We start from the raw sequence: 11,998 nt of genomic DNA, 5'->3' as shown, positions 1-11,998 counted from the left end.
CGTTCTGATAACTCAGAGCGTAGTCAAAACCCGCATGCGTGTGTGGGCGACTACTCGACCTGCAACAGAACCTGACGATTTTTTACCTGATCGCCAACCTTGACCTGCACCCGCTTGAGCACGCCGTCGATGCCGGCCTTCAGCGGATGCTCCATTTTCATTGCCTCCAGCACTACCAGCAACTGCCCCTTGCTGACCGGGCTGCCTTCGCTGACCAGTACGTCGACGATGGCACCGTCCATCGGCGCTTTCAGGGTGCCGGAGCTGACGCTGGTCTGACTGTCGATCACGGCGTGAGTTCGATCCTCCAGACGCAGACTGCCGGGGTGGGTAAACAGCCAGAGTTGTGCGGCATCCAGGCGATAGGCATGGCGCTGGCGTAGACCGTCGGCTTCCAGTGTCACCGACTGTGTATCGTAGGCGATAAGTTTCAATTCAAGCGTGCGTTCGGCCACCTGCACCGTGAACGCGCCTTGCGCCTGCGGGAGCAGTTGCACCGTCCAGTTTTGATCGTCGAGGCCGAGGCGATAGTGCAGCGGCACACTGGCGTTGTTGCGCCAGCCAGTCAGCGGAGCGCGGTGGGAGAGGGCGCTGGTTTGATAGAACAGCACCGTTGCAATCGCCAGTTGCTCGGCATCGGGAACGTAACGGTGCAGGCAGGGGTGATCGCTGAAATGCTGCGCAATGAAGGCGGTACTGAATTCACCGCTGATGAACTGCGGGTGTCGCAACAGGCTGGCGAGCAGGCGCTGATTGCTTTGCACCCCGAGCAGCACCGTGTCTTGCACCGCGCGCAACAGTTTGCGCCGGGCCTCTTGGCGGGTGGCGCCGTGGGCGATCAGTTTGCCGAGCATCGGGTCGTAGAACGGGCTGACCGAATGCCCTTCAAGCAAGCCATGATCGATTCGCGCACCGTGCTGTAGCGCTGGTGCCCACGCCTCGACACAGCCTGTTTGCGGCAAGAAATCCTGTGCTGGATCTTCGGCGTAGAGGCGCACCTCCATTGCGTGCCCGTTGAGTTGGACCTGATCCTGAGTCAGTGGCAATGGCTGCCCCTCGGCGACCAGCAATTGCCACGCGACCAGATCCAGCCCTGTAATCAGTTCAGTCACCGGGTGCTCGACTTGCAGGCGCGTGTTCATTTCAAGAAAGTAGAACTGCCCATGCGCATCGAGCAGAAATTCCACGGTGCCTGCGCCGACGTAGTTGACTGCGCGCCCAGCCTTCAATGCTGCTTCACCCATGGCCTGACGCAACTCGGCAGTCATCACCGGGCAAGGCGCTTCTTCGATGACTTTCTGGTGGCGACGCTGGATCGAACAGTCGCGTTCGCCGAGGTAGATCAAGTTACCGTGTTGATCGCCGAACAACTGCACCTCGACATGCCGTGGCTCGATCAGCGCCTGTTCGAGGATCAGTTCGTCACTGCCGAAGCCATTCAATGCTTCGGAGCGCGCGGTGCGCAGTTGCGCCGGCAAGTCAGCGGCGTTGTGCAGCAGACGCATACCGCGTCCACCCCCGCCGGCACTGGCCTTGATCATCAGTGGATAGCCGATGCGTTCGGCTTCACGCAGCAAGGTTGCATCGTCCTGTTCGGCGCCTTGGTAACCGGCGATGCAAGGCACACCGGCCTCAAGCATGGCGATTTTTGACTGGCGTTTGCTGCCCATCAACTCGATGGCTTCGACGCTCGGTCCGATGAAGATCAGTTCGGCCTGTTTGCAGGCGCGGGCAAATTCGGCGTTCTCCGAGAGAAAGCCGTAGCCGGGGTGAATGGCATTGGCGCCGCTGCGGTGCGCGGCGTCGAGGATGGCGGGGATGTTCAGGTAGGACTGCTGCACGGGGGCGGGGCCGATGTGTACGGCTTGATCGGCGATTTGTACGTGCAGCGCGTTGGCGTCGGCGTCGCTGTAAACGGCGACGGTGCGATAGCCCATGGCCTGGGCGGTGCGCTGAATGCGGCAGGCGATTTCACCGCGGTTGGCGATCAGGATTTTGTGGATGGCGGGCATGGTGGGTTTCCTGAGGTTTGGCGGTGGATGTGGAGGCCTCGTCGCGAGCAGGCTCATTCCTACAGGGGAACGCATTCCAAATGTGGGAACGAGCTTGCTCGCGAAGCTTTTAGCTGGCCCACCGCGGTGTACGTTTTTGCACAAAAGCCATGGTGCCCTCGATCCCTTCTTCTCCCGCCGCGGCATCGCTAAACCACTGCGCCGCCTCATCCAGCAATTCACTCGAAGGCTGCCCGGCACTCGCCAGCAGCAATTTCTTGGTCATGGCATTCGCCTCCGGCGCGCAACACAGCACATGCTGCAACACCTCGTCGAGCCGCTCGGCCAGCGCTTGTGCATCCTGCTCGACAAAATGCACCAACCCCAGACGCCGCGCCTGATGCCCATCGAAACGCGCAGCCGTCAGCGCCAATCGGCGGGTTTCGGTCAGACCGATGCGTTGCACCACAAACGGCGCGATCTGCGCCGGCAGCAAGCCGAGGCTGGTTTCCGGCAGGCCGAATTGCGCCTGATGATCGGTAATGGCGATATCACTGACACACGCCAGTCCGAAACCACCGCCGAGCACCGCGCCTTGCAGCACCGTGATCAGCACTTGCGGTGCGTGCTGCGCTTCTTCCAGCAGAGCCCCGAAGGCGCGATTCATATCACGGTAAGCATCAGCGCCCTGAGCGCGCGCGCTGGCCATATCCTTGATATCGCCGCCGGCACAGAAATGCCCGTTGGCACCGCTGAGCACCAGAGCCCGCACAGTGCGGTCTTCGCGCACGGCCGTCAGCACCGCGCGCAACTCGCTGACCATTTGCAGACTCATCGCATTACGGCTGTCCGGCCGATTGAGGGTGATGTGCAGCACGCCGCCATGCCGTTCCAGCAACAGCGTCTGGCATTCCGGCAGGCTGCTCATTTCTTTTTCCCCGGCAGAATGCCCATCAGTTTGCAGATAATCCCCAGCATGATTTCGTCGGCGCCACCGCCAATCGAGACCAGCCGCACATCTCGATAGGCACGGGCTACCGGGTTGTCCCACATGAAGCCCATGCCGCCCCAATATTGCAGGCAGCTGTCGCTGACTTCGCGGCCGAGGCGCCCGGCCTTGAGCTTGGCCATCGACGCCAGGCGTGTCACATCCTGACCTTTCACGTATTGCTCGGTGGCCTGGTAAACCAATGCGCGCAGGCATTCGATTTCAGTCTGCAACTCGGCGAGGCGAAAGTGGATCACCTGATTGTCGATCAGCGCATTGCCGAAGGTCTTGCGCTCCTTGCAGTACTCGATAGTGCTGTCGACGCAGTACTCCAGGCCTTTGATCATGTTCGCTGCGCCGAACAGGCGTTCCTCCTGAAACTGCAGCATCTGCATCATGAACCCGGCGCCTTCGTGGCCGATGCGATTGCGCTGGGGCACGCGCACGTTGTCGAAAAACACTTGCGCGGTTTCCGAACTGCGCATGCCGAGCTTGTCCAGGTGCGAGCTGAGGCTGATCCCCGGCGTGTTCATCGGCACCATGATCAGCGACTTGTTGATGTGCGGTTTGTCGTCCGAGGTGTTAGCCAGCAGGCAGATGAAGTCGGCACTCGGCGAGTTGGTGATCCACATCTTGCTGCCGTTGATCACGTAGTCGTCGCCGTCCTTGCGCGCGGTGGTTTTCAGGCCGGCCACATCAGATCCGGCGCCGACTTCGGAAACGCCGATGCAACCGACCTGCTCACCGCTGATCGCCGGTCTCAGGAACTCTTCGCGCAGTTCATCGGAGCCGAAGCGGGCGAGCGCGGGCGTACACATGTCGGTTTGCACGCCGATCGACATCGGAATGCCGCCGCAATGAATGGTGCCGAATTCTTCGGCGGCGACAATCGAATAGCTGTAATCGAGGCCCATGCCGCCGAATTTTTCCGGTTTGGAAATGCCCAGCAAACCGAGGTCGCCAGCCTTGCGGAAAATCTCGTGGATCGGGAAGCGTCCGGCCTTTTCCCATTCATCGACGTGCGGATTGATTTCGTGCTCGACGAATTGGCGGACGGTACGGCGCAGGGCTTCGTGTTCCGGGGTGAAGATCATTGTTATTGTTCTCCGTAGGGTCCGTGGCGGTCAGAACCGGCTGACGCCGAAGCTGTTGGGTTGCAGCGTGCGAATGTCGGCTTCGTGGCAGATGTCCAGCAAATAGCCGAGCAGGGTGCGCGTGTCGCGCGGATCGATCAGCCCGTCGTCCCACAGGTTGGCGCTGCCATAAAGCGCGGTGGACTGGCTGTCGAGTTTCTGCGCGGTGACCTGTTCGAGCATGTCGAGCATTTTCGGGTCTGGCGTCATGCCGTCCTTGAGCTGTTTGGCTTCGGTAACGATGCGCAAGACCTTGCCGGCCTGCGCACCGCCCATCACCGCCGTGCGGCTGTTCGGCCAGGCGAAGATGAAGCGCGGATCGAGACCGCGGCCGCACATCGCATAGTTGCCGGCGCCGTACGAACCGCCGACCACAATGGTCAGTTTCGGCACCCGCGCATTGGCCACCGCTTGAATCAGTTTCGAGCCGTGTTTGATCACGCCTTGCTGTTCCGATTCGGTGCCGACCATAAAACCGGTGGTGTTGTGGAAAAATAGCAGCGGGGTCTGGCTCTGATCGCACAACTGGAGGAACTGCGCCGCTTTGCTTGCGCCGTTCGGGGTGATCGGGCCGTTGTTGCCGATGAACCCGCAGGCGCGGCCCTGAATCTTCAATTGGCCGCAAATGGTCTGCTGATCGAACTCGCCTTTGAATTCGACGAAACAGGATTCATCGGCAATGCGCGCGATGATTTCTCGCACGTCATAAGGCTTTTTCGGATCGTCGGGGATCAGCCCGAGCAACTCGTCGATCGGGTAGAGCGGCTCTTTGTACTGCGGCTCCGGCAACCACGGCAGTTGCTCGTTCCACGGCAGCATATGGAGGATTTCACGCACTTGGCGCACGCCGTCGGCATCGTTTTCCGCGAGGTATTCAGCCGTCCCGGCGACCTGCGCGTGCATCTCGGCACCGCCCAGTTCTTCGTCGGTGGCGACTTCACCGGTGGCCGCTTTCAGCAGCGGGGGACCGGCGAGAAACAGCTTGGCTTTGCCGCGCACCACCACCACATAATCCGACAGCCCCGGCTGATAAGCGCCGCCCGCCGTGGCCGAGCCGTGCACCACGGTGATCTGCGGCAAACCCATGGCTGACATCCGCGCCTGGTTGGCAAAACTGCGTGCGCCTTCGACGAAAATCTCGGCGGCGTAATTGAGATTGGCGCCGCCGCTTTCGGCGAGGGTGATCACCGGCAGTTTGTTTTCCTGAGCAATCTGTTGCAGGCGCAGGGATTTTTTCAGACCGCTGGGCGAAATGGTGCCGCCCTTGATTGCGCTGTTGTTCGCCACGACCATCGCGCGGATGCCGCAGACATAGCCGATACCGGCAATCAGTCCACCACCGGCCGAGCTACCGTCCTTGTCGTCATGCAACTTGTAGCCGGCGAGGCTGGCCAGTTCGAGAAACGGTGCACCGGGATCGAGCAACAGGTTCAGGCGTTCGCGCGGCAGCAATTGCCCACGCTTGTCGAATTTTGGCTTGGCGTCAGCGGCTTTGTTCAGCAGGTTCTGTTCGAGCTGCTGGACTTGCTCGATGGCCGTGAGCATCGCTGCACGGTTGCGGGCAAACGCTTCGCTGTGCGGGTCGAGTTGGGACTGGATCTGCGGCATGGCTTATTCCTTGTCCTTGAGGACATCGGGAAGGTACGCCCGGTGAAAACCGTTGAACGACTCGCTGTGAGTGGCCTTGTGCAGTGGCCATGCACGGCTGCCGAGGCTGGCCGCACCATCGATTTTCAAGGTGCTGCCGCTGATGAATGCCGCCGCCGGGCTGAGCAGAAACACGATCGCGGCGCTGACTTCCGACTCGGTGCCGATGCGCTTGAGCGGCACATGTTCACGCAGGGTCGGAATCACCGCTTTGAACGCGCCTTCGTAGGTGTCCATGCCGCTGGAGGCAATCCAGCCCGGCGCCACCGCGTTGACTCGCACGCCGGCATAACCCCATTCGAACGCAGCAGTTTTGGTGAAGTTGTCCATACCCGATCGCGCCGCGCCCGAGTGGCCCATGCCGGGCATGCCGCCCCACATGTCGGCGAGCATGTTGACGATGTTGCCGCCGTGTTTGCTCATCGACTGATTGAACACTTCCCGCGCCATCAGAAATCCGCCGACCAGATTGGTGCGCAGTACGGTTTCGAAACCTTTCTGATTGATCGAAGCCAATGGCGACGGGTACTGGCCGCCGGCATTGTTGACCAGACCATGAATCGGCCCGTGCTCGGCGATCAGCACCTTGACCAGTTGTTTCACCGCTTCTTCATCACGGATATCGCAGGCCTTCCAGTGTGCGCGGCCACCGTCCTCGGCAATTTCCGCGGCGACCTTTTCCAGCTTTTCCGGTTTGCGCCCGACCAGCACCACGTTGGCGCCGAGCGCTGCCAGTTCATGCGCGGTGCAGCGACCGATGCCGCTGCCGCCGCCGGTGACAATGATGGTCTGGCCGTTGAACAGATCGGCGTGGAAAATCGACGCGTAAGCCATGCAAACAATCCTCTAGTCGAGCTGTTCGGCGATGCTCTGCGGCACCGGGATCTGGATTTCCAACAGTTGCTGGGCGAAGGCTTTGCCTTGCGGATCGATGCGCAGACTGGCCACGCCACCACCGCCGAGAGCGTTTTCCAGGAGAAAATTCAGGCTGTGGGTGCCGGGCAGATACCAGCGTTCGACCCGGCCGTGGATCGGGTCGAGCACGTGGCTCATCCAGTCGACAATGACGGCGGGGGTCAGCGCTTCGGCAATCCATGGCAGGTATTCGGGTTTGCGCGGCATGACGCCGATGTTGCTGTGATTACCCTTGTCTCCGGAGCGCGCGACGGCCAGTTTCACCAGCGCCACGCTGGCATCGGCGCGACCCTGTGGTTTGGGTGGCTGATGGGGCAGGGGCAAATTTTCGCTGTCGAGGGCGCTCAGTGAGGGCAGGGTGCATGGATAGTGTTCACCGGCCATGTCGATGTGCAGCGAGCAAGCGCTTTTATCGATCAGAAAAGAGAACAGACGAATCAGCGGATACACCGTTGGCCGCCCACCGACAATACCGGTCAGCCCCGGCGCCATGCCAGTGGCGGCCTGGGCGATTTCCCGGGAGAACAGCACCAGTGCCTGTTTATTCGGGTGGCGCACGGCGAGTTTAATCACCACTTCACGGCTGTCGTGTCGCTGGCCATGGGGGCCGTAGGTGGCTTCGCTGCCAAGCAGTTCGATGTCGGTTTCGCTGTAGGGCGCCCAACCGCGCTGGCTGAACATTTCCGCCGTTTTGGCGATAATTGCCTGACTGACTCGTCGCGCCTTGTCCACCGCATCAATACCGGCGATCAGGCAACTGGCAGTGCAGCGAAAACCGTCCGGATACGTGGCGCTGACCTTGTATTTGTCGCTGGGTGGCAGACCTTTGGCGCCGTGCACGTGCACCGTGTTTTTGCCTTGTTGCTGAAGTTTGACCTGAGTGAAGTCGCAGACCACGTCGGGCAACAGATAGGCCTGTGGATCGCCGATTTCATACAGCATCTGCTCGCCGACGGTCAGCGGTGTGACCAGTCCACCGGAGCCCTCGGGTTTGCTGACGATGAATTGGCTGTCGGCACTCACTTCAACGATGGGGAAACCGATGTGTTCGTAATCCGGCACGTCGCGCCAATCGGTGAAGTTGCCGCCAGTGCATTGCGCGCCGCATTCGATGATGTGCCCGGCCAGCGCGGCCTGGGCGAGTTTGTCGTAGTCGTGCCACGACCAGTCGAATTCGTGCACCAGCGCGGCGCTGACCACGGCGCTGTCGACCACCCGGCCGGTGATGACGATATCGGCACCCAGGCGTAGCGCTTCGACAATGCCCGGCGCGCCGAGGTAGGCGTTGGTGGATACGCACATCGCTGGCAGCGGGGCGCCACTGAACATTTCGCTGATGCCGCTAAGGTGTTTTAGCTGGGGTTGCAGATCATCGCCGAGCAGTACGGCGATTTTCAGGTCGATGCCGGCCTTGTCACAGGCCGCTAGCAAGGCGTTCGCACAAGCCTGCGGATTGACTCCGCCGGCATTGCTGATCACGCGGATGTTCTGCTCGGCCAATTGCGGCAACAGGGGCGTGAGAACTTCGATGAAGTCGCCGGCAAACCCCGCCCGCGGATCCTTCATGCGTGCGCCGGCCATGATCGACATGGTGATCTCGGCGAGGTAGTCGAACACCAGATAGTCCAGCTTGCCGCCCTCCACCAGCTGCGCGGCGGCGGTGGACGTATCTCCCCAGAATGCGCTGGCGCATCCGATGCGAACGGTGGTGGGCATTTTTATCTCCGACTCAGCAACCTGCGACAGAAGTGTCTGGAGGCTACCAAGCAAGCGCTTGGTTTGTAAACAGTTGAAACTATCTTCTGCCCAAGCGCTTGCTTGGTTGCCGCTGGCGGCTTAAATTGCGCGCAACCCTGCGGTTTCAGGGGGCAACAGACTGATCGACTGTAGGAGAGAACGGGTGGACGAGCAAAAAGCCCTGAGGGTCATGCGCGATTTGGTTGATGAAGGCCAATTGACCGACCCCGACAGCGCCCGCGGCAAATTGCTGCAAGTGGCCGCTCACCTGTTCCGTAACAAAGGCTATGAACGCACCACGGTGCGTGACCTGGCCGGCGCCGTCGGCATCCAGTCGGGAAGCATTTTTCATCACTTCAAAAGCAAGGATGAAATCCTCCGCGCAGTAATGGAAGAAACCATCCGTTACAACACCGCGTTGATGCGAGCGGCGCTGGCCGACGCGGCAGATGTGCGCGAGCGCGTGCTGGCGCTGATCCGCTGCGAATTGCAGTCGATCATGGGCGGCAGCGGTGAAGCCATGGCGGTGCTGGTCTACGAGTGGCGCTCGCTGTCCGAAGACGGTCAGGCCAAAGTGCTGGCGCTGCGCGATGTCTACGAGGACATCTGGTTGCAAGTGCTGGGTGAAGCCAAGGACGCCAGATTTATTCGTGGCGATGTATTTATTACCCGACGTTTCCTTACCGGTGCACTGTCGTGGACGACCACCTGGTTCCGTGCCGGCGGCAGTTTGAGCCTCGATCAGTTGGCCGATGAGGCGTTGATTCTGGTCCTCGAAGCGCGTTGAAGCACTTTCTATCCGGCCGGGAAACTGGCTAACTGGGCGAAACCGCCTAGCTTGAATGCATTGATCGGTATTTTTTCGGGGAGTGGGGTGTTTTGAAGTCTTCGCCAATTCGGACGGCCGCGGGGTTGATGCTCGCAGCGCTGGCTGCATTTTGGGTTTTGCCCTCTCAGGCAGCACAACTGGTTCGGGTCGGCGCGGCGCATTTTCCGCCTTACACCATTCGCCCGGAAAACGGCGCCGACACAGGTCTCCTGCCGCAGTTGGTCGAGGCCCTCAATCGTCTGCAAAGCGACTATCAGTTCGTCCTGGTGCCGACCTCGATTCCGCGGCGTTTCGGTGATTTCAAGCAGGGGCGGATCGACATGGCGATTTTCGAGAATCCCGATTGGGGCTGGAAAGATATTCCGCACACGGATGTCGACATGGGCCTTGAGGACGCCGAGATTTTCGTCGCACAACGCGAAGACGGTCGTCAGCAGAACTACTTTGCCGACCTCACTGGCAAGCGCCTGGCGTTGTTCAGCGGTTATCACTACGAGTTCGCCAACTTCAACGCCGACCCCAAGTATCTGGCTCAGAATTACAACGCCACGCTGACCTATTCCCACGACAGCAATCTGCTGATGGTCCTGCGTTCGCGGGCGGATATCGCCCTGGTGACGCGTTCGTATCTGTTCGATTACCTGCTGCGTAACGAAAAGGTGCGCGATGAGTTGCTGGTCTCGCAGCGCATCGATCAGGTCTACCACCACTACGCGATTCTTCGCCCGACGGCGCCGATTACCGGTGCGGCGTTTGGCAAGTTGCTTCAGGGCCTGCGCGATAACGGCGAAATGCTGAAAATTTTCGAGCCTTACAAGATCGCCGTGGTCCCAATCCCCCATCGTTGATCCATGCATTTCCCTTCAGGGCCTAAATTTTCCTTCTCGGCTCACGTCACATCGTTGAACTGTCGACGATTATCGTGAGCCCGACCCATGTCCAATCTGAATGACCTGACTGCCTTGGCCTTGCCTACGGGCAGTCAACTGATCGCTGATGCCAGCGAAAGCCGTCTGAGCCTGAGCCTTGACGGACAACCGCTGATTCGCTTGCGCCTCGATCGGGAGGCCAAGGGGGCAATTCAGCTCGATGAGCGCTTTGCGCTGCCGCCCGGGCAGGCGCTGTGGGCAGCCTGTTACTGGCTGTTCGCGCGGGATCCGGCGTGCCAACAATTGACTTGGCAATTGGATCAGCCACCGACCGAAGCCTTGCTCAGTGGTTTGTTGGTGAGCACTGAAGTGGCCGGCGAATATCGCTGTGAACGCACGCTGTTCTGGCAGCTGCCGCAACCTTGGCTCGGCACATCCCTGACCGGCAGTTATCCGCAGCAAATGGTCATCACCCAAGGCAAGCGGCATCCGCTGCGGCCGGTGAAGCCGCGCGGTGAAGTGTATCGGCGTTTCGATTCGCGTCTTGGCGCCTGGATTTCCCTGCGCACTGTGGAGATCGAAGAAGACTTGCTGCGTTTCAATCGCTGGCAGAACAGCCCGCGCGTCGCCAGTTTCTGGCAGGAAGAGGGCAGCATCGAGAAGCACCGCGAGTATTTGAGCAAGCTCGACGCCGACCCGCACACGCTGACCTTGATCGGCTGCTTCGATGATCAGCCGTTTGCCTATTTCGAAGCCTACTGGGCCAAGGAAGATCGCATCGCGCCGTTCTATGATGCCGACGATTACGACCGTGGCATCCACATGCTGGTCGGCGAGGAGGATCACCGTGGCCCGCACAAAGTAGCGAGTTGGTTATCGGCGCTGGTGCATTACCTGTTTCTGGATGATCCGCGCACTCAACGTGTGGTCGCTGAACCTCGGGCCGACAACGCGAAGATGATCGGCCATATGCAGAATCAGTGTTTCCACTGCGAGAAGGAATTCGACTTTCCGCACAAGCGCGCGGCGCTGATGATTCTGGGGCGTGAGCGGTTTTTTGATCGGTGCAAACTGGCGTGATGATCTGGCTTCAGGATTTCTGTGATCTTGAGGCCGCCTTCGCGAGCAGGCTCGCTCCCACATGGGTTTTGTGGCACTCACAAATTCCATGTGGGAGCGAGCCTGCTCGCGAATGGCTTGACGCAAAATCTGAATTTTAGCGACGACCCACAGCCACCGCATCCCGGCGGCTGCCCGAGACCTTGCGGCAGTGCACCAGCGCATCACGAATCATGAAGTTGACCAGGGTTGGCGAAACGCCGAGTTCCTTGGCGATGTCCTTTTGCGGCACGCCGTGCAGGCGGTACATCTCGAATGCGTAGCGAGTGCGGCTGGGCAGTTCGGTCAGCGCGTCGGCGATGTTCTCCAGGGTTGAGAAGTTGATGTGCGAGGTTTCCGGCGAAGCACCTTGAATAACCACGTTCAGCCCTTCCTCTTCAGGGCCGGAGTACTTCTGCTCAAGCGCCTGCTTGCGGTAGTGATCGATGGCGAGGTTGCGCACGATCTGGAACAGATAGCTCAGTTGCGCCTTGATCGACGACGTGATCGGTGGCGCCGATTGCAGTCGGAAAAACGCATCCTGCACCACGTCTTCGGCGCGCGACCGGCAGCCGGTAATACGGGCTGCAATCTTGACCAGAATCAGTCGATTGTCGACGAAGGCCTGAAGTAGCGGTGAATCGCACTTGCTTGTGGATACTTGTTCCGTCATGGAAATCACCTTGCTGCCAAATAGGTTAGTGGGACGCCTTGGGGACGGGGCCGCCCTACACATCGAGCGACAAATTATGTTGAATGATAATGATTGTCAATTGAGAAAGAGAAGTAAT

General features: G+C 60.1%; 10 protein-coding genes. 3 read left to right on the top strand and 7 right to left on the bottom strand.

Going from position 1 to position 11,998, the window contains the following annotated elements; translation table 11 throughout:
• Window positions 1–50 precede the first annotated feature (50 nt).
• The 6 genes from ACZ0A4_RS14835 to ACZ0A4_RS14810 form a co-directional block, all read right to left on the bottom strand.
• Entirely contained in the window at window positions 51–2,012 is a 1,962-nt protein-coding gene (locus tag ACZ0A4_RS14835; protein ID WP_463575365.1) for an acetyl/propionyl/methylcrotonyl-CoA carboxylase subunit alpha, read from the bottom strand.
• Between the two features lie 109 nt (window positions 2,013–2,121).
• On the bottom strand, window positions 2,122–2,919 hold the full coding sequence (locus ACZ0A4_RS14830; RefSeq protein ID WP_463575364.1) for an enoyl-CoA hydratase/isomerase family protein: 798 nt from the start codon (window positions 2,917–2,919) through the stop codon (window positions 2,122–2,124).
• Complete coding sequence (gene atuD / locus ACZ0A4_RS14825) at window positions 2,916–4,073, bottom strand: citronellyl-CoA dehydrogenase (protein WP_064120215.1); 1,158 nt, start codon at window positions 4,071–4,073, stop codon at window positions 2,916–2,918. Before atuD ends, ACZ0A4_RS14830 begins: the two co-directional genes overlap by 4 nt.
• A gap of 30 nt (window positions 4,074–4,103) precedes the next feature.
• The gene (atuC, locus tag ACZ0A4_RS14820; RefSeq protein WP_463575362.1) at window positions 4,104–5,720 is read right to left on the bottom strand and encodes a geranyl-CoA carboxylase subunit beta; all 1,617 of its coding nucleotides are present in this window, start codon (window positions 5,718–5,720) and stop codon (window positions 4,104–4,106) included.
• 3 nt (window positions 5,721–5,723) lie between these two features.
• Entirely contained in the window at window positions 5,724–6,593 is an 870-nt protein-coding gene (locus tag ACZ0A4_RS14815) for an SDR family oxidoreductase (protein ID WP_463575360.1), read from the bottom strand.
• A 12-nt stretch (window positions 6,594–6,605) separates the two neighbouring features.
• Entirely contained in the window at window positions 6,606–8,390 is a 1,785-nt protein-coding gene (locus ACZ0A4_RS14810) for an acyclic terpene utilization AtuA family protein (protein WP_463575359.1), read from the bottom strand.
• A 184-nt stretch (window positions 8,391–8,574) separates the two neighbouring features.
• Between ACZ0A4_RS14810 and ACZ0A4_RS14805 the strand changes: the two genes are divergently transcribed.
• The 3 genes from ACZ0A4_RS14805 to ACZ0A4_RS14795 all read left to right on the top strand — a co-directional run bounded on the left by ACZ0A4_RS14805 (window position 8,575) and on the right by ACZ0A4_RS14795 (window position 11,189).
• Window positions 8,575–9,198 (top strand): TetR/AcrR family transcriptional regulator, encoded by a 624-nt coding sequence (locus tag ACZ0A4_RS14805; protein WP_463575358.1) that lies wholly within the window; start codon window positions 8,575–8,577, stop codon window positions 9,196–9,198.
• Between the two features lie 92 nt (window positions 9,199–9,290).
• Entirely contained in the window at window positions 9,291–10,088 is a 798-nt protein-coding gene (locus ACZ0A4_RS14800; RefSeq protein WP_463575357.1) for a substrate-binding periplasmic protein, read from the top strand.
• A gap of 87 nt (window positions 10,089–10,175) precedes the next feature.
• Complete coding sequence (locus ACZ0A4_RS14795) at window positions 10,176–11,189, top strand: GNAT family N-acetyltransferase (protein WP_463575356.1); 1,014 nt, start codon at window positions 10,176–10,178, stop codon at window positions 11,187–11,189.
• Between the two features lie 136 nt (window positions 11,190–11,325).
• Here ACZ0A4_RS14795 and ACZ0A4_RS14790 read toward each other — a convergent pair whose 3' ends face one another.
• Window positions 11,326–11,880: an RNA polymerase factor sigma-70 gene (locus ACZ0A4_RS14790; protein WP_463575355.1), complete on the bottom strand. Its 555-nt coding sequence runs from the start codon at window positions 11,878–11,880 to the stop codon at window positions 11,326–11,328.
• Window positions 11,881–11,998 lie beyond the last annotated feature (118 nt).

This window comes from Pseudomonas sp. AC172 (assembly GCF_979258595.1).
Note: the sequence above shows the minus strand (reverse complement) of the source record. Positions and strands in the feature narration are given on the sequence as shown.

What these genes read in the sequence shown, in the direction of transcription:
- ACZ0A4_RS14835 (WP_463575365.1), bottom strand. Translation starts at nt 2,012, where the DNA reads ATGCCCGCCATCCACAAAATCCTGATCGCCAACCGCGGTGAAATCGCC.
- ACZ0A4_RS14830 (WP_463575364.1), bottom strand. Translation starts at nt 2,919, where the DNA reads ATGAGCAGCCTGCCGGAATGCCAGACGCTGTTGCTGGAACGGCATGGC.
- atuD (WP_064120215.1), bottom strand. Translation starts at nt 4,073, where the DNA reads ATGATCTTCACCCCGGAACACGAAGCCCTGCGCCGTACCGTCCGCCAA.
- atuC (WP_463575362.1), bottom strand. Translation starts at nt 5,720, where the DNA reads ATGCCGCAGATCCAGTCCCAACTCGACCCGCACAGCGAAGCGTTTGCC.
- ACZ0A4_RS14815 (WP_463575360.1), bottom strand. Translation starts at nt 6,593, where the DNA reads ATGGCTTACGCGTCGATTTTCCACGCCGATCTGTTCAACGGCCAGACC.
- ACZ0A4_RS14810 (WP_463575359.1), bottom strand. Translation starts at nt 8,390, where the DNA reads ATGCCCACCACCGTTCGCATCGGATGCGCCAGCGCATTCTGGGGAGAT.
- ACZ0A4_RS14795 (WP_463575356.1), top strand. Translation starts at nt 10,176, where the DNA reads ATGTCCAATCTGAATGACCTGACTGCCTTGGCCTTGCCTACGGGCAGT.
- ACZ0A4_RS14790 (WP_463575355.1), bottom strand. Translation starts at nt 11,880, where the DNA reads ATGACGGAACAAGTATCCACAAGCAAGTGCGATTCACCGCTACTTCAG.